Source organism: Streptomyces sp. NBC_00846, assembly GCF_045207325.1.
Taxonomy (GTDB): Bacteria; Actinomycetota; Actinomycetes; order Streptomycetales; family Streptomycetaceae; genus Streptomyces.
Map to the genome: position 1 here is coordinate 5,971,567 of NZ_CP108846.1, position 16,756 is coordinate 5,988,322.

The 16,756-nt window shown below is 70.8% G+C and carries 18 protein-coding genes; 1 reads left to right on the forward strand and 17 read right to left on the reverse strand.

What is annotated here, in order from left to right:
- Positions 1-27 precede the first annotated feature (27 nt).
- From OG936_RS27455 to OG936_RS27535, 17 genes are all read right to left on the reverse strand, one after another.
- Entirely contained in the window at positions 28-1,296 is a 1,269-nt protein-coding gene (locus tag OG936_RS27455; RefSeq protein WP_406498205.1) for an MFS transporter, read from the reverse strand.
- Between the two features lie 17 nt (positions 1,297-1,313).
- Complete coding sequence (locus OG936_RS27460) at positions 1,314-2,501, reverse strand: hypothetical protein (RefSeq protein WP_406498207.1); 1,188 nt, start codon at positions 2,499-2,501, stop codon at positions 1,314-1,316.
- Positions 2,456-2,959, reverse strand: coding sequence for a hypothetical protein (locus OG936_RS27465; protein WP_406498209.1), 504 nt, complete (start codon positions 2,957-2,959; stop codon positions 2,456-2,458). Before OG936_RS27465 ends, OG936_RS27460 begins: the two co-directional genes overlap by 46 nt.
- A 38-nt stretch (positions 2,960-2,997) precedes the next feature.
- Complete coding sequence (locus OG936_RS27470; protein ID WP_406498211.1) at positions 2,998-4,107, reverse strand: hypothetical protein; 1,110 nt, start codon at positions 4,105-4,107, stop codon at positions 2,998-3,000.
- The gene (locus OG936_RS27475; RefSeq protein ID WP_406500633.1) at positions 4,100-4,843 is read right to left on the reverse strand and encodes a glycosyltransferase family 2 protein; all 744 of its coding nucleotides are present in this window, start codon (positions 4,841-4,843) and stop codon (positions 4,100-4,102) included. The genes OG936_RS27470 and OG936_RS27475 overlap by 8 nt, the downstream gene beginning before the upstream one ends.
- Positions 4,844-4,890: 47 nt before the next feature.
- Entirely contained in the window at positions 4,891-5,463 is a 573-nt protein-coding gene (locus tag OG936_RS27480) for a hypothetical protein (RefSeq protein WP_406500635.1), read from the reverse strand.
- Positions 5,464-5,561: 98 nt separating this feature from the next.
- Positions 5,562-6,107, reverse strand: a complete 546-nt coding sequence (locus OG936_RS27485; protein WP_406498213.1) for a hypothetical protein — start codon at positions 6,105-6,107, stop codon at positions 5,562-5,564.
- A gap of 30 nt (positions 6,108-6,137) precedes the next feature.
- Positions 6,138-7,067, reverse strand: a complete 930-nt coding sequence (locus OG936_RS27490; protein WP_406498215.1) for a hypothetical protein — start codon at positions 7,065-7,067, stop codon at positions 6,138-6,140.
- Entirely contained in the window at positions 7,057-7,221 is a 165-nt protein-coding gene (locus OG936_RS27495; protein WP_406498217.1) for a hypothetical protein, read from the reverse strand. Before OG936_RS27495 ends, OG936_RS27490 begins: the two co-directional genes overlap by 11 nt.
- 115 nt (positions 7,222-7,336) lie before the next feature.
- A complete protein-coding gene (locus tag OG936_RS27500; RefSeq protein ID WP_406498218.1) occupies positions 7,337-7,906 on the reverse strand; it encodes a hypothetical protein in 570 nt (189 codons plus the stop codon).
- 14 nt (positions 7,907-7,920) lie between these two features.
- Positions 7,921-9,435: a VirB4 family type IV secretion system protein gene (locus OG936_RS27505; protein ID WP_406498220.1), complete on the reverse strand. Its 1,515-nt coding sequence runs from the start codon at positions 9,433-9,435 to the stop codon at positions 7,921-7,923.
- A 28-nt stretch (positions 9,436-9,463) separates the two neighbouring features.
- Positions 9,464-9,925 carry a DUF6238 family protein gene (locus OG936_RS27510; protein WP_406498222.1) on the reverse strand — a complete coding sequence of 154 codons (462 nt, stop codon included), beginning with the start codon at positions 9,923-9,925 and terminating at the stop codon, positions 9,464-9,466.
- 106 nt (positions 9,926-10,031) lie between these two features.
- Entirely contained in the window at positions 10,032-11,504 is a 1,473-nt protein-coding gene (locus OG936_RS27515) for an SCO6880 family protein (protein ID WP_406498224.1), read from the reverse strand.
- Between the two features lie 81 nt (positions 11,505-11,585).
- Positions 11,586-12,959: an ATP-binding protein gene (locus OG936_RS27520; protein WP_406498225.1), complete on the reverse strand. Its 1,374-nt coding sequence runs from the start codon at positions 12,957-12,959 to the stop codon at positions 11,586-11,588.
- 36 nt (positions 12,960-12,995) lie between these two features.
- Complete coding sequence (locus OG936_RS27525; protein WP_406498227.1) at positions 12,996-13,688, reverse strand: hypothetical protein; 693 nt, start codon at positions 13,686-13,688, stop codon at positions 12,996-12,998.
- Positions 13,688-14,002 (reverse strand): DUF6112 family protein, encoded by a 315-nt coding sequence (locus tag OG936_RS27530; RefSeq protein ID WP_277312387.1) that lies wholly within the window; start codon positions 14,000-14,002, stop codon positions 13,688-13,690. The genes OG936_RS27525 and OG936_RS27530 overlap by 1 nt, the downstream gene beginning before the upstream one ends.
- 137 nt (positions 14,003-14,139) lie before the next feature.
- Positions 14,140-15,258 (reverse strand): C40 family peptidase, encoded by a 1,119-nt coding sequence (locus OG936_RS27535; protein WP_406498229.1) that lies wholly within the window; start codon positions 15,256-15,258, stop codon positions 14,140-14,142.
- 511 nt (positions 15,259-15,769) lie between these two features.
- Between OG936_RS27535 and OG936_RS27540 the strand changes: the two genes are divergently transcribed.
- Positions 15,770-16,525, forward strand: coding sequence for a DNA-methyltransferase (locus OG936_RS27540; RefSeq protein WP_406498230.1), 756 nt, complete (start codon positions 15,770-15,772; stop codon positions 16,523-16,525).
- The last annotated feature ends 231 nt before the right edge of the window (positions 16,526-16,756 follow it).

The window sequence follows — 16,756 nt, forward strand, 5'->3', positions numbered from 1 at the left end:
GGTTGGAAAGTAGGGGGTACGCCCTGATCAGGGCGTCTTGTGCCGGCCTCGGATCGGGCGGCGGCGTCGGCCGCGCTGCATGCGTCCGGTGGGGCCGAGACGTCGGCGCGCGGCGAGAAGGACGGTGAGAGCGAAGGCCGCGCCGGCAGCGGGGAGCGCAGCGCTGGCGAGAGCCTGCTCGGCGAGGCGTCCGGCGAGGGCGGTGCCAGCGGACTGCCCGGCGCCGATCGCGAGGATCAGCCACGCGTACGCCTCGCTGGTGCGACCCGCCGGAGTGAGGGCGTCGGTGGTGACGTAGGCGCAGGCGACGACGATGGTCAGGAACGCACCGGGCACGGTGACCGCGGCGATGGCCGCATACGGGCCTGGAAGGGCAAAGAGCGGGAGCCACCCGGCCAGGAACGCGGCTGTGGCGATGATCAGTCGCCTGGTGGTGGTGCCCGACCAGGTGCGGCTTCCGTAGATGAGGCCGCCGAGGAAGCTGCCGGTCGAGAACGCGGCAGGGATGATGCCCGAGAGCATGTCCTGGTGGTGGTGCTCGGCCATGGCGATGGACCACACGTTCACGGCTCCGATCGCGAACCCGATGCCGGTGAGGGAGACGAAAAGCAGAAACACGGCGGGAGTGGCCAACTGTCGTGCCTGGTTGGCGTCTTGGCCTTCGAACCGTTCGGGATGCCAGCGCCGCGATGGCGGCGTGAGGGCGACCGCGGCGGTGCCGGCCAGGCCGAGGGCGGCGGTGACGGCGAGCGCGACGGCGGGGTTGTACGCGGAGGCGAGCGCGGCCACGAGCAGGGGGCCGACGATGTACAGCAGGCCCTGCGTGCCGGCGTCGAGCGCGAGCGCGGCGTGCCGCAGCCGGGGGTCGGGCAGCACACTCGGCCACAGCGCCCGCAGCCCAGCCTCCAAGGGCGGCGTGGTCAGACCGCCGTCGACGACGATGGCCGTGGCGAGGCCCGGTCCGCCGTACGGTCCGGACAGGGGCAGGGCCACCAGGAGAGCCGAGTTGAGCAGGGCGGCCGGAAGGTGCACCGCGCTCTGACCGTGGCGGTCCATGAGGCGTCCCTTGACCGGCTGGGCCAGCGCGGACGACAGCCCGTACAGGGCGCTGAGCAGCCCGCCGAAGGCGATACTGCTGCCGCTCGCGGTGGCCCACAGCAGGATGGCGACGGGCGCCATGCCGTTGGGGAGTCGGCCGGTGAGGGTGCCGCCGAGGAGGCGGGCGACATACGGGCTGCCCAGCACCGCGCCGTAGGTGATGCGCGGTGCCGGGGCCGGGGGTGCGGTCAGGGACAAGGGTGCTTTCTCGGTGCTTAGCGGTGGCGGGCGGGCGTGCTCGCGCGGGGCGGCGGCGTGGGTGGTGCGGTGTCCACGGCGGGGCGCGGGCGGACGCGCAGCACGGGGGTGCGGTGTGGCGGCAGGACGGCGACGGTCGCGCCGAGGTCCTCGGCTGCTTCTTCGACTTCGCGGGTGAGGAACTCGATCTGCCGGCCCAGCGCCGAGAGGCGGGCGGCGATCTGGCGGCCTTGCACGGTCTCTAGTGCGCTGGCGAACTGGCCGCTCGTTTCCAGGAGTTCTTGGAGACGGACCATCGGCCCTGCGCCGTAACCGCGCTGGGTGGCACTGAGGAGCGCGTTGGACGCGTCACCGGCGGTCTGGGCCTCGACGATGTCCCGGGTGAGTTCCTGCAGCGAGATCTCAGGGGCGGGCTCGGGTCGGTTGAACCTGGAGACGTCAGCGCGCAGCACACCGGGCGGGACCGGGGCAGGGAGTACCTTCCCTGCCTCGTACTCGTGGGCGTAGTGCCCGATCACCTGCCAGCCCGGTGCGTCCGGGTCGCCTCGCAGCGCGACCAGCGTCGAGTCGTCGTCTTCGATCAGGTGGGCGAGGGTGATTGGCTGCCCGTCGGCGGCGTACCACGACTCGGTCAGCTCCAGCTCGCCTCGCCTGTGCGCGGCCTGAGCTAGCTCGGTCCACATCCGCTGTTCCTCTTCGGTCAGCGGGGCCTTGTGGTGCTGGCCATCGCGCTGGTCGGCGAGGTTGCTGGCGATGACACTGTGATCCGCCCAGGCGGTGAGGTGCGGCCACAGGGCGGCGTGCTGCGCGTGTTCGGCCGGGGAGCCGGGGGCGGCCGGCCGGTCGAGGGCCCGGCGGATCTCGGCGGCGGAGCCGGCCAGGCCGTCCAGCACGGCCCGCCACCCGGCCAGGTGCCGGGCGGGCGGCAGCTCGTCGAGCGCACGGCGGGCGGCATCAAGCAGAGCGTCGGCGTGCGGGGCGAGGTGCGTGGTGTACGCCTCCAGCGCCGACTTGTCGCGCTGGGCTCGTGCGGCTGCCGCGGCTGCGTGGACGGTGCGGCCATAGTGGTCGCGTGTCATGTCGAGCGCGGTTTCGGTCTCACGGTCGATCACCGCCATTCGCAGCCGGAAGACGCGTGCAGCGTTGGCGAGTTCGGGTGTCACCGGCAGGGGGCCGTCGGGGGCCGGGGTGCTGGCGGGCGCCATCGGGACCGCCCGCCGCCCGAGGCCGTCAGGTGGACGGTCGGTGCGTAGGTGGGTTTCGGTGGAATCGGCCGGGCGGCCGGCGCGGAAGTGGTGGGTGGTGTGGCGCGACGCTGAGTCGTTCGGCCGGCGGCGGCCTGGGCGAGACGGCTGCGGCGTTCCTGGAGTCCGTTCGGCCGGACCGGGCGGGGTGGGCTGGCGGAGACGGCCGGGTCGAGGCGAATGTCGGCCTGCACGGTGTAGCCCTGGCGGCGAAGATCGTGGACCGCCTGGCGGGTCCGGCGGGGACCGTCGCGCTCGGGCTCGCTGAGCCAGTACAGCCCGGGTTCATCGGGGACGGGCTCGAATTGCTCGCGCTCCAGGTACCAGTGGGCGAGGTGCGCGGGCAGGGAGGAGGTGAAGGAGGCGACGAAGCCGTGTTCCTCGTGGTCGCCGAAGGCGAAGTGGGTGCCGGGTTGCAAGGGGACGGGGTTCTCCTCACGTTGTCGGGGTGGAGCGGTCAGTGGCTGCGGTGCGTGGGACGGGGCGCGGTAAGGGGGCGTGCCGGCGCGGAGACGGGGAGGGCTGGGCGGCGGCGGTGGGGTGCGCTCACGCGGGCCTGGCGCAGGAAGATCTCGCCGTCGGTGAGCCAGGTCTCGATGGCCGGCCACGTGCGGGCATTGCGCTCCTGCGACGGCACAGGACCGTCGTGGATCACCTCGTCGAGCAGGGTCTCGGCATTGGCCACGGCGTCGGCCAGGCGGGACAGCGTCGCGGCGTCGTCGGGCCACGGGCTGCTGGCGGGACGGCACCGGTCGATCAGCGTCGGGGCGTGGTCGACGACGGTGAGGAAGCGGCGCCATGAGTGGTCGAGGAATTCCTCGGTCGCGGTGCCGAGGGCGGCGGCGCTCAGCGGGGTGGCGTCGCTGTAGCGGCCGGAGGCGACCATGGCCTGCCAGGTGTCGTGTTCGGAGCGGATACCCTCGAGCACGGCGGCGATGACCGAGGTCCGGCGGGCGTGGACGGCCTGCTCGTAGGAGGGCAGGTACCGGTCGGCGACGGCCTGGGCCGCCCGTCCGGCGAACGGCGGCAGGACGATGCTGCGCGGCGCGTGCGGATCGCCGTAGCCCTCTTCGAGCCCTTCCGGCGCGAAGGCACCTACCAGGTAGTCGAGTTGGCGGCCGGGGCGTTCGACGAACAGCAGCGTGGTGCCGTTCACCGTGTCGGTGAGCGTGGCGGCGTAGGGGATCCGCTCGCTCTGGAGGGCGCGGCCGAGTTCGCCGCTGTCCCAGATCCAGGGCACGAGATCTTCCTGCCAGGCGGGGTGGGAGTAGATCTCGACCGACGTGTTCCACTGGCCGGGCAGTTGGCGGGCGAGGTCGCGGGCGGCGTCGCCGATGAAGCGCCGACTGCTCGTGTGCACGCTGGTGCGGTGCCGTTTCGCGCACTTGACCAGGTCGACCACGGTGGTCTGGTTGCCGTCCGCGGGCAGGTGGTAGACGCCGTCGTCGTCCCGTCGAAAGCTGCTCTCCGCGAGGGCGGTGTGCGCCCACGGGTACTGCTCGCCCGAGGCGATGGCGACGATGCCCGAATCCCGGCTGTGCGACAGGATGATCTGCGCCTCAGCCATGGACCAGGTCCTCGCTGCGGTGCAGGACGGCGCGCAGGCTGCGGCCGTACTGCCAGGCATGCTCTCTGGCCGCCGCTTCCAGCTGGTCGTATGCCGCCTGGGCCGTCATCTGCCCGCCCCATTTGCGATATTTGTACACAGGGGTCGGCAGCAGGATTCCGGACGCGAGAGCGGTCACGCCGAGGGCCGCGCAGTAGTCCTCGCCCTGGACGAGCCCGCCCATCGGTGCGGCGCGCACGAGGTCGGTGCGGGCGAGGATCGTGGTCGGCCCGATGGGGATGGTGTCCGCCGGCGACTTCCAGTAGGTCCACACGTCGCTGGCCTCGTGGCGGCCGGGCGGGGTGGGGCAGCGCCACAAGGTGGTCGAGCCGTCTTGGTACTGGTCCTCGCTCCAGCCCGCACACCAGCCCACCCCGGTCGATTCCAGGGTGTTCAGCCGTACGGACATGGCGTCGTCGGTGAACTCGTCATCGTCGTCCGCCCAGTTCGTATACCGGGTTCGAACGTGGGTGAGAGCCAGATTCCTGGCGCAGGCGGCGCCGACCGGGCGGGGTAGAGCAAGGGTGCGGACGCGGGGGTCCTGCGCGAGCGGGGCAGGCAGACGATCGGGTGAGGCACCGTCGAGCGCAATTATGGCCTCCCACGCAACGGACTGCCGGGTGAGGCTGGCGTGCATGGCGGTCAGGTAGTCGAGCCGTTCTTCGCGCAGGCGGCTTGCGATGACGACGGTGATCAGGGGAGTGGTGTGCGGGGGCAGGGAAGGCTCCGGGAAGACGAGGGGGACTAGCGGCGCGTGGCGGGGCGCGGAGCGCCGGCCTTCGCTGGGGGTACGGCGGGAGCGCTCTGGGGCGGCGTGCTGTGTGTTGCCCGGATGGCCGGCGCGGGGGCGAGGGAGGACCAGGCTCCCGGGTGGTCGTTGAAGGCGGTGCGCGGGTCGGTGGCCCAGTCGACAAGCGGGCCGATGTCCTCGTGGAGGAGGCTGATCACCTCGATGCCCTGCTGGTGCAGGACGTAGCCCCACTGCATGTCCTGCTCGTCGGCGGTCTCGTCGGTGACCGTCATGCGTACCGGTGGGGAGCCGTCGGGGGTGATCAGGTGGTCGAGCGTGCGGCTGGGCCAGTGCTCGCCGCCGGTCAGCGCGGCCACGAGCGTGGACGGGGCGCCGTCGAGGAGGTCGGTGCCCAGCTCGTGCCAGCCGACGGCGACATCGTCGATGAGGTGACGGGATATGGCCTCCACGTCGCGTCCGAACTTGTGCTGGTAGGCGGTCAGGAGCAGGGGCAGGTGGTGGCTGGGTACGCCGTCGAGCTGGACGTGGATGCCGCTGTACCCAGTGCCGTCGGTGGGGCGGGCGATGAAGGAACGTGTGGACAGGGACTTCTCCGGATCGTGCAAGGGGCTGGGGACGTTCGGCGGCCATCAAGGTGGTGTGTGGCGCGTGGGAGGGGACGCGTCTACGCGCGATCCGACCAGGAGGCGACCGGGGGGCCGGAGGCATCGGTGCGCGCGCAGGTGTAGCCGATCAGGCGGGACGGCTCGGCCTTCGCGGGGACGGTGGCGGCGTCGTTGCATACGAACGTGTACGTGATGGAGGTGCGGGGCACGTCGTGGAGCCAGGCCCGGTCGTCCTTGCCGGGGTTGATCTGCAGGCCGGAGTGCGCGACGGCGTCGGTCTGGGTGTGCGTGTGGGAGAAGAGGATCAACGCGCCGCCGTCGGTGGTCTTGAGGGCGTAGGCGTCCTTGTAGCGGTTGGCGGCGCCGGCGAAGACGGTGGTGCCCTGGTTCCCGTAGCGGGTTCCGGTCTTGTCGTGGACCTCGATCTGCTGCTTGCTCGCCTTGGTCGGCGCGAAGACCTTCGTCCCGGTGTTCGTTCCTCCGGTGGCGAAGTTGTCGATCACGCCTGTGCGCAGCAGGTCGGCGCCGGCTGCCAGCTGCTTGTTGCCGTTCGCGGCGACGGCCGTCGCGTACCCGTCCCGGTCGAGGGCGCGGTGCGGGGTCATGTGTTCCTGGAGAGGGGCGGTGGTCCGGCGTCAGCGCGTGTGCTGCGGCTGTGCCGCCGGAAGGGCTCGCGGGGGAAGGGACGGCGGACGGGCCGGGGCGGACGTGAGCCGCGGGGCCGGCACGAGCGGGGTGAGTGCCCGCATCCGATCCTCGGCCACGTGCAGCACCTCTCCGAGGTTGCGGATCTCGGCGGCGGCGTCGGCGAGGTCGTAGGACAGGTCGAAGCCGTTGTCCTCCTCGGCTTCCTTGGCCTTCTCCCCGGCCGCTTCGAAGAACTCGCCGAGCTGCGCCAGCAGGCCGTCGCTGGGCTCCAGGATCTGGTGCAGCAGGGCAGCGGCGTCCGCATGCGACTCGGCCCCGTTGAGCCGGTCGGTCAGAGCGCGGAGCGCGTCGCCGTAGACGTAGACGGAGGCGCGGCCGGCGGGGTTGGGGACGTCCGGGGCCTCGGGCGCGTGGAGCGTCGGCGTAGCCGGGAGCGCGCTCCGGTCTCCGGTCGATGAGACGGGATTCGGCAACAGCCCGAGCTGGGTGAGGCGATAGTCGATCGCCTCGATCAGGGGCTGCACGCTGCCGCCGTGCCGAGCCTCGGGCCGCTGGGGGGCACCAGGGTCGGCGGAGGGAGCCGAGTCGTAGACGACCTCGAACAGCGTCTGGTCGTCCGGGTGCTCACGCGTCGCGATCCAGCCCTCCGGATATCCCAGTGGGCGGTCGGAGGAGGGCTCCTGCGGTGGACCGATGATCAAGTAACTGTCATCGGGGAGCGATACGCGCACGATGTACGCGCTGAGGCCGAACTCGATGTCGCACTCCAGCCCACGCTGCCGCAGTGGCGTGGTGATGTGCGCGTGGCGGCGCCACAGCTCCTGCCACCACGGGGTGGCCACATTGCGATGGTCGGGAAGCGGCGCGAGCGGAGCCGCGCTGTCGCCGGCACGGGTGTTTTCGTCGTCAGCGCCCACGGCTCCTCCTGCGGGAGGCGGGCGTGCGGTGCAGCGGTGGTGTCCGGCGGGCGGGGCTCGGCTCCGGAACCGGGGTGAAGTCGAATTCGTACTCGTCGTAGGTGGCGATCAGGTCGTGTTCCATCTGGGCTTCGCGTTCGGCGACCTGTGCCATGAGGTCATCGTGCTCGGCCTGGCACTGCTGGTACTCGGCCCAGTCGGCGTCGCTGAAATGAGCGGGGCGGTTCAGGGGACTCCTTGAGGTGGTGACGTCGGTTCTTCGAGGCGGGCTAGCGGTGGCGACCGCTCGGCCTGGGCGGCGGGGGCGCCGGGCTTTCCCGAGGGGTGAGCGTCGAGAGGAAGCGGTGGAAGTCGAGGTGGTCGTCGAGTTCCTTGGCCGCGTCGTGGAGAGATTCCGACGTCCGCACCAGGAAGGCGCGCGCCGACGCGTGGTCGATGACCATGCGGTTCTTGAGGTAGTGCCGGTCGGTCGGGTTGGAGGACCGTGGCAGGGACAGGGCACTCTCCGCGGTCTCGGTGAAGTGCGGTGCTGCGTGGCTCGACATGGTGGTCGCCGTGGCGAGATGGGCGAGTACGGCGCTGCCGGCGCGGGTCGTGCTGTGAGGGCTCCGGGCGAAGTCAGCAGTCAGCCGGAGGACGCCGCGGGAGAGGTCCTGTGCGTCGGCGGCGTGCTGGAGCAGCGCGGTGCAGGAGGGCGCGGCCGGGACGTGCCTGCTCTCGCCCAGCAGCTCCCACTGTTGGGCGGCATCGAGTAGTTTGTCCTTCATCGCGTTGAGCGCGCCGATAAGGTGGACGGTGTCGTCGCGCAGTATCAGTTCGCGCTGGATGTCTGGTTTCACGGGCCTCTTGCTCTTCAGTGCATGCGGGCGTCGGTGTCGAAGAGCGCCAGTTCGTGGCTGTGTAGGAGGTGCTGCACGATGAAAGATCGTCCGGCGACTTTCCACAGGCCACGCCCTCGGTTGAGGTGCGCGATGGCGTCCATCTCGACGGAGGTCAGGCCGAGCAGGGAGGCCGCGGCGTGGAGCTGGTCGGTCTCCTGGCGGTAGATGATTCGGGTGGAGCAGTCCGCGAGGAGGCCCTCGGCCAGAGCCCGGCCCTGTGATCCGGCGTCGCCGGCGGTGAGCAAGTCGCTGAGCCGGTGGATCACCATCAGGTTGGCGATGCCGAGACCGCGGGAGAGCTTCCACTGGGCCTGCATGCGCTGCAGCAGGCCGACGTGCCGCATCAACCGCCACGCCTCGTCGTACACGATCCAGCGCCGGCCGCCGGACGGGTCGGAGAGGGCTGACTCCATCCAGGCGGAGGCGCAGGTCATCGCCAGGACGAGGGCGGAGTCGTCGCCGGAGCCGCCGAGCCGGGAGAGGTCGATGGTGAGCATCGGCGCGGTCGGGTCGAAGGCGACGGTGGAGGGGGCGTCGAACATGCCGGCCAGGTCACCGTGGACGAGGCGGCGCATGGCGTGGGCCAGGTCGCGTGCGGCGTCGCCGAGTTGGCCCGACATCATCCCGGCGGCCTCGTCGAGCGCACTCGGGTTGTTGAGCGTGGCGGCGACGTCGCCTAGGAGCGGTGTGCGGTGCGTGTCGGCGGCGCGGGTGACGACGGCGTCCAGGGCGACGTCCAGGGCGGTGTGCTCCATGGGCATCAGGTCCCGGCCCAGGACCGTCCGGGCCAGGGAACCGAGCAGGAGCAGGCGCCGTTTGCGGATCTCGCCGACCCAGTCGGCCTCGGACACGCTCTCCGGGCGCGGGGCCGCGTCCAGGGGGTTCAGCCGTCCGGGCAGACCAGGGCCGAGAGCGACGGACCGGCCGCCGAGGGCTTCCGCCACCGGCGTCCACTCGCCCTTCGGGTCGCACGGCACGTAGACGCGGTATCCGAAGGCCACCGAACGCAGGGCGAAGCTCTTGGCGAGCGCGCTCTTGCCCTGGCCGATCACTCCGGCGAGCAAGAGGTTCGGGTTGGTGAATCCCTCGACCTTGCCGTACAGCGCGAACGGATCGAAGACGAAGCTGGCTTCCGCGTGGACGTCGCGCCCGATGTAGATGCCCTCGGCGCCGAGTCCCCCTTCGGCCAGGAAGGGGTATGCGCCGGCGGCCACAGCCGTCGTCATGCGGTGGGCGGTCAGCTTCAGCCGGTTCTTACGCGCGGACGCGGGCCCGGGACGTCCGCTCGGTGGGTAGAGCGCGGTGGGCATCTCGTGCTCGGTGGACGTGCTTTCGGCCTGGTGGGCGCTGGCTTCCGCGCGGACCTTCGCGGTGGCCTCGGCGAGCTGGCGACGGGCGGCCTTGCGGCTGGCGCGGTCGGTGCCGTGGGGGGTGAAGAGCGGGCTGGCGGAGGCGCGGCGGGCGCGGCGGGCGGGCCGGTGGCTCATCGGGGGCCCTCGTTTCTGCGGGTGGTGCTCATCGCACGCAGGCCGTGGTGTGCGGGCGGAGGTCGGTGGGGGTGGTCTTGCGGCGGATGACGTGCCCGGCGGCCAGGTGGCGCTGGCAGATCGTCGGCACGGGCGGCCCCTCGGGCAACTGCTCTGGATGGCATGCGCTCGCCTCGGCTTCTGCTGCGGTGCTGTTGGGCAGCAGGTGGAAGGCGGAGTGGACCTCGCTGGTGGCCTGCCAGAGGTGGGTGTGCGCGGTGGCGAGGTGGCGGCCGGCGGCGGGGTGCGGTGGCCGGGTGTTTTCGGCGAGCCGGTCCAGGAGCTGGTGCAGGGCGGTGAGGTGCGCGTGCAGCACGTCAAGGTGCAGGCGGTCCGTCGGTCGGGGCGGAGCCGCGGCCGATGGTGCCAGTGCCCGGGTGTGGTGGCGGACTCCGGCGCTGGCGGCGCGGAGGTAGGGGTGCGCGTCGTCCGGACGCGTGGGAGAGGTCAAAGGTGGTGGTCCTTCCTGCCGGGAGGCAGGGGCGGTGACGGGGGGTCCCTCGCGGGTGATCGAAGAGCAGCGGGCCAGGGCGCTGGTCGGCAGGGATGGGCCCGGCTCACAGGGCGGTTCGGGCGAGCGGGAGCGCGGTGAGGGCGAAGGCGTCCGGCTGCTGATAGTTCAGCCGCCGCAGGTCGACGCCGGAGGTGACGGCGTGGGTCTCGATCTGTGCGCAGGCGGCGTCCAGGAGGGCGTCGGTCTCGGCGGTGACGGTGACCAGGCCGGTCAGGGCCACGTCGGCGTGCCCAGCGATGAGCTGGCGTTCGCGTGTTTTGACGTCGGCGTACTCGACGGAGTCCTCTTCGGAATCGACCTGTCCGCGGCGGGCGCGTTCGTTGGCGTCGGCGATGATCGCCGCCTTCTTCCGCTGGACGTCTCGCAGCGCGGACTCGAGTCCCTGCGGCACGTATATAAGGGAGAGGCTGCGCCGCACGCCGGCCGTGAACATGATCCCGTGCAGGAACCCGGCCCCCATTTCGGTGCGCGGCCAGTTCTCCACCCAGTACGTCGCGTGCCGTGCGCTGTCGGTGGCGAGGCGGTCGTACTCCTCGAACTGGACGACTGGCCCGGCGGCTGCGGGGTCGGCCTCGGCGCGGCCGGTCTCGGACCACTGCTGGAGTGCGGCAAGCGCCTTCGGGTCGTAGGCGGTGCGGATGACGGCGGCGATCTCCCGCGAGGTCAGCCATCCGGTGACCTGGAGTCCGGCGTTGCGGGCGGCCTGCGCGATGCTGGCCGTGGTCTGTTCCATGACGGTGAACGCCCCGGGCAGCCCTCCGCCGGCCTGGCTTATCAGGCGCCGAGCGGCCTTGAGGTCTAGGGATATGGCGAGGTACGTCTCGTGCGGTGCGGCAGCGGGCCCGGCCGAGGCGACCAGTTCGGAGTAGATCTGCCCGGCGACCGGTGTCTGGGGCTGCCCGTTCTGGGTCCAATGGCGGGTGAGAGCATCGCCGCTGTCGGGAACGGTGCGCTCCAGCACCTGCACCGTGGCGACGTGCCCGGTGCGAGCGATGCCCGCCAGCGCACGTCCCCAACTGCTCACATGGTGATTCTGGGTCGCGGGGTCGAGAAGGACGAAAGCACGGCTGCTGACGCGGGCGATGGCGGTCAGGGTCTGCTCATGCGGGTCGTGCACGGCCGCGGCGCCGTTGGCGGAGTCGCCGGGGGTGACCACCTTGAGGGAGGCGGCGGTGCCGGGCAGGTGCAGGACGCCGTCCTGCCGGGGACGGGTGACGGGCCGGGCGAGCCAGAGGGCCTGACCGGTACGGCGGCGATGGGCGTAGCGGGCGACGATCGGCGCCCAGTCGATCAGGGAGCGGCCGTGCCGGCGGATCGCGACGAGCGCACCGGATGCCGCCCACAGCGGGACCAGGGCGACGGCGCCGAGCAGTCCGGTGGATACCACCGTCATCAGCAGCAGCGCTAACGTGCACGAAACGAGAGTGAGTTGGGGCAGGGAGAGGCCGAGGAGGATGCCGCGGCGGCTCCTGTGCGGGAACTTCACCGTGACCGGGGCGACGGAGAGATCAATCAAGGGGCGGGTCCTGGAGACGCGGGTGGAACCCGGGGGCGGGAGGTGGCATACACGTCCCGCCCCCAGGAGTCGGGCAGGGGATCAGAGGCCGGTCGGTGGCGGCGGCGGTGAGGCCGACCCGCTCGACGTGGCGTTCTGCGAGCCGGAGGACGGGGGTGCGCCCTGCGGGGGCGTGGTCGGCGGAGCGGACTGCCATCCGCCGCCCTGGCCGGACGCGGCATTCGCGCCGGATCCGCCCGGCCCCGGGCTGCCGCCCACCTGGCCGCTGGTGTCGTCGGACACACTCGTTGGCGCGGGCTGGACGGCCTTCTCCAGACCGGACTTGACGGCATCGCCACCGGGCGAGACGCCCTTTCCGCCGCTCTGCGAACCTTCCTTGCCCTCTCCGCCTCCGCCGGTCGGGTTGGCGGCGACGTCGCCGGGGAAGCCGCCCCCGCCACCGGCGTCCGGGCCCTGCGGTGCGGCGCCCGCTCCGGCTGCAGCACCACCGGTTCCAGCGGTGGCCGCCGCCGCGGCTGCCTTGCGGGCGGCCTTCTCGGCATGCGCCTTGGCGATCTGCGCTCCGGCGCCGCCGGCACGGTGGATGGACTCGCCGTCGGTGCCATCGGCTGCCCAGTGGACGAACTTGAAGACGGCGTACGGGCAGAGCAACACCAAGATCATGATCACGATGCCGGACATGACGTCGGCCAGAGCGGCGATCCCGTCCTTGGCCTCGGTCTTGCCCATGGCGGCGATGCCGAGCACGAAGATCACGGTCATCAGGAGCTTGGAGACCACAAGGGTGGCGGTGGCCTCGATCCAGCCCTTGCGCCAGCGCCGGGCGACCTCCCAGCCGCCGCCGGCGGACGCGAAGACGGCCAGCGTGACCATGACGAGGATGCCGACCTTGCGGACCATCATCACGCACCAGTAGAGGAAGGCGCCGATGGCGGCGCCGAGGCCGGCGACGACTGGCACGAGCCAGCCCAGGCCGGACAGCGCCCCGATCTGGTTGACCTTCACGATGCGTCGTACGGCAGACTCGATGTTCAGGTGCGCGGTCTTGAACAGGCCGTCGCTGACGGCGTCGACTACTTCGACGGCGACCGTGGTGAAGGCGATGGCGCAGAAGGCGAACAGGACGCCGCTCATGGTGCCGGTGAACGCTTGTGTCAGTGCTTGTCCGTCGCGCCGGATGGCGGCCCGCACCAGCTGTGCGCAGAATGTGGCGACCAGCAGGACCAGGCCCAGTGGCAGCAACATCTCGTAGTTGTCGACGAACCACGACGCGTTGAGATCCACCTTCGTGGTGGTGTCGACTGCCTCGGCGGCCAGATCGGCTGCTGCGGCTGCCAGTTCACCGGCGGACTTCGCCATCCAGTCACCGATGGCCTTGCCGGGGTCCGAGGCGAAATCCACCGCGTTGCCGACGGCGCACAGCTTGTCTGCCAGGGGAAAATCACAGAAACCCACGAGGAGTTACTCCTCCTTTCTTGTCTCAGGCGCGGGTCACTGCGTGACGCTCGGCGCGATGGCGGCCAGGGTGCAGTCGTGGTTCGGGCGGCACTGCACGGCGAGGGTCACGGCACGTTCCTCGGCTCCACCGCCGCCCTTTTTCCAGCTGAGCGTCTGCTTGCCGTTGACGGTGACGACATAGATGTACGCCTCGGTGATCGCCGACGGGTCGTCGGCCAGGGCCGCCTTGAACGCCGAGGGGTAGTGGCCCTCGGTGACGGTGGCGGTGGCGTGCTGGTCCTGGTCGGCCATCCGTGACCACAGCACCGGATCGGGCACCTGGCCGGAGACCGAGGCCCAGTCGGCGTACTCGGTCTCGGTCGTCATCCAGGCGCGCATGCCGGCGAGCTGCTGGTCGCGGCTGGTGTTACGGGTGTCGTAGGACCACAGCATCTGGGCCGCCGCCTTGGCGTAGGCGACCGGCTCGGCGATCTGCGGAGGCTGGGGCACCGACCCGGATCCGGAGGAAGGCATGGGGGCGGACTCGGAGGAGGACGGGCTGCCAGTCGGGGCCGGCGCGGCAGTGTCCGGGGCCCGGTGGCCGTTGCCGCCGCCGGACAGCAGGGCGACGATCCCGGCGATGGCGAGCAGGACGGCGACGGCAGAGGCGACAATCGCGATGCGCCGGTTGGCCGACCAGCCCGCGCCGTACGAGCACAGCGAAAAGGAGGGGAATCGTTTCGGCATCAGTGGACCTGAGACCCGAGGGCCGAGAAGAACGCGACGATACCGTTCGCGGCACCCAAACCGAGGGCGGCGCCCGCGGCCACGACGGCGCCCTTCTTCCCGTTTGCCTCGGCCTGGTGACCACCGGTGTGGTGACCCCAGGCCCATACGCCGAGCGAGACGGCGAGGGCGCCGACGACGGCGATGATCCCGAACATGTTGATGCTGTTGACGACGTTCTTCAGCACGGCGAGGCCGGGCAATCCGCCGCCCTTGGGCGAGATTCCTGGGTCGTAGGCGAGCTGGATGACGCGGTCTGCGAGAGGGACGGACATAGGTGTGGCGGGGCTCCTTGCATACGCGGGCCAGGCGAGGGCCGGCGGGAAGGGGGATGCGGAGGGGGAGGTGCGCTCGGGGCGCGGAAGTGGCCGCGGCGGCGGCCCGCCCGGAGCGGTGCCGGGCGAGGGCGGCGTCAGAGGACGCGGCGGGCAGCGAGAATCGTCCAGTCCTTGAGCGGGGTGATCCGGACCGGCTTGGTGGTGCGAGGCGCCTCGATGACGAGGCCCTTGCCCATGTACATGCCGACGTGCTCAGGCCGGGCGGCGCTGCCGCGGCTGAAGATCAGGTCACCGGGCTTTAGTTGGGCGGGCGAGACCGCCTTGCCCTCATTGACCTGCGTGTACGTGGTGCGGGTGAGTGTGACGCCGACATGGGCGTACGCCTGCTGCATCAGGCTGGAGCAGTCGCAGCGGCCCATGGGGTCGGGGCCGTGCGAGTTCGTGCAGGAGCCGCCCCACTGGTAGAGCGTGCCGAGCTGGTGCATCGCCCACTCGATGGCCTTGCGTGCCTTGGGGTCGGCGTTCTTGGGGATCGCGTAGCCCTTGGGGACGCTTCCCTCAGGGATGCGGCCGAAGCCGGAGCCGTCCTGGCCCGGTGTGCAGCCGGTCGTACTGGTCGACGGTTGCTTGCCCTGGTCCGCGTCCTTGCCGCCGCCGGGGAAGGTCTTGGCGATGGCGACCTGCAGCGCGGTGGCCAGGTTCTCCCACTGCGCGTAGGCGTCCGGCAGGCCGGACTTCTGCACGGCTTGGGCGGCCTGGGTGACGGTCATCTGCTGCCAGCCGCTCACCTTGAGCAAGTGCTTGTAGAACTGCTCGCTCGCGTAGACCGGGTCGCGGATCTGCTGGGCGCTGCCCCAGCCCTGAGAGGGACGCTGCTGGAACAGGCCGAGGGAATCCCTGTCGCCGTAGTTGAGGTTGCGCAGTCGGCTCTCCTGCATTGCCGTGGCGAGCGCGACGATCTGTCCCTTCTTGGGGACGTCGAGCGAGAGGCCGGCGGCCACGATCGTCTGGGCGTTGGGGACCTGCTCGGCGGGCAGATCAAGGCCCTTGATGTGGACGTTCTTGCCGGACGCTCCGTCGAGGATCTTGGTGACCTGTTCGGCGACCTTGTCCGTGTCGATGTCGGTCAGGCAGCTGCTGAAGGAACCGCTGCTCTGCACGGCGTCGGCGGAGGAGGCCATCATCATGCCGGTGCTGGCGATGAGGATCGGGGAGAGGAAGACGACGCCGATGCCGGCGGCGAGCGCCTTCAACCGGAGCGGGCCGCTCGCCGGTCAGCGGTTTCGGGCATGGGTGGGTAGCGAGACGTCATGAGCGTGTCCTTCGGGGTGCGGTGTCCGGCGGGCCGCGTGCGCGAGGCGTGTTGGAAGGGCGCGGCGGCCGGGGCGGGCGATCGGGACGGGCCGGCGCGGGCGAGTTGCCGCTCGCTCCGCGTGGCCGGGCCGTGAGCTAGGTGTGCCGGGGCAAGGGAGTGCCTCCGTGGGGCGTGGCGGGAAGTAGCCAGCGGCGGTGTGCGCCGGGCGGTTCAAAAACAGTAGGCGCGGATCGGCGGTTGACCAAAAAGTGGGCGTGAGGTATCGGAATCCGGCACCTCAGCAACGCACTTCTTGGTCGTCGGCGGATTCGCCTCTACACTTTTTGGACTCCCCCTCGCCCTCCTCGGTCTGCGGCCCTGGGCTTTTGCATGCCCACTTCTGGCCCGCGAGGACTCCTGTGCGAGGCGGTAGTTCCCTCCGCGATCCACACCCGATTAGGGGTTCCTCTTTGCCTTTTTCCCTTCACCAGGGCGACGCCCTCAGTGTTCTCTCCGGCCTTCCGGACGGCTGCGTCGACTCCGTCATCACCGATCCGCCGTACAACTCCGGCGGTAGGACTGCGAAGGAGCGCACGACCCGCTCCGCGAAGCAGAAGTACACCTCCGCCGATTCCAAGAACGACCTCGCCGACTTCACCGGCGAGAACATGGACCAGAGGTCTTACTCGTTCTGGCTGACGCAGATCATGACCGAAGCCCACCGCCTCACGAAGACCGGCGGGACCGCGCTGCTGTTCACCGACTGGCGTCAGCTTCCCACCACGACGGACGCGATCCAGGCGGCCGGATGGCTGTGGCGCGGTGTGCTGGCCTGGCACAAGCCGCAGGCCAGGCCGCAAAAGGGCAGGTTCACCCAGAACTGTGAATTCATCGTCTGGGCCAGCAAGGGGGCCATCGACGGCTCCCGGAACCCGGTCTATCTGCCCGGCTTGTACTCGGCTTCGCAGCCCTCGGGGGCGAAGCGCCAGCACATCACGCAGAAGCCCGTCGAGGTGATGCGCGAGCTGGTCAAGATCAACCCCGAGGGCGGCACGGTGCTCGACTTCTGTGCCGGCTCCGGCTCCACCGGTGTCGCCGCCCTACTGGAAGGCAGGGACTTCATCGGCGTGGAGAAGACCGAGCACTACGCATCGATCGCGGCCGACCGGCTCACCGAAACGATCCGCGAGACCCTCACGCAAGACCACGTGACTCTCACGGTCTGAGCCGCGAGCGCCGCCTCCCGTAAAAGCGACCGGCGTCCTAGTCGCCAATCCGACGAAGCGCACTTGCAACTCGCTGGCCGCTCCGCGCGTCGCCGCTTTCGCCCTTCTCTCATTCCGCTTCTCGTAGGAGGCCCAACTTTTTCATGCCCGAAGCCATAAAGCCCCCTGAAGATGGGGAGTTGGAGCCGGTACGTATTCCCGATCCGCAGCTAGAGGGAATCGAGGCGAGCG

Excerpts from the sequence above, each read along its gene's own strand:
- OG936_RS27460 (WP_406498207.1), bottom strand. The coding sequence starts at position 2,501 with ATGGCGCCCGCCAGCACCCCGGCCCCCGACGGCCCCCTGCCGGTGACA.
- OG936_RS27470 (WP_406498211.1), bottom strand. The coding sequence starts at position 4,107 with ATGGCTGAGGCGCAGATCATCCTGTCGCACAGCCGGGATTCGGGCATC.
- OG936_RS27485 (WP_406498213.1), bottom strand. The coding sequence starts at position 6,107 with ATGACCCCGCACCGCGCCCTCGACCGGGACGGGTACGCGACGGCCGTC.
- OG936_RS27495 (WP_406498217.1), bottom strand. The coding sequence starts at position 7,221 with ATGGCACAGGTCGCCGAACGCGAAGCCCAGATGGAACACGACCTGATC.
- OG936_RS27505 (WP_406498220.1), bottom strand. The coding sequence starts at position 9,435 with ATGAGCCACCGGCCCGCCCGCCGCGCCCGCCGCGCCTCCGCCAGCCCG.
- OG936_RS27525 (WP_406498227.1), bottom strand. The coding sequence starts at position 13,688 with ATGCCGAAACGATTCCCCTCCTTTTCGCTGTGCTCGTACGGCGCGGGC.
- OG936_RS27530 (WP_277312387.1), bottom strand. The coding sequence starts at position 14,002 with ATGTCCGTCCCTCTCGCAGACCGCGTCATCCAGCTCGCCTACGACCCA.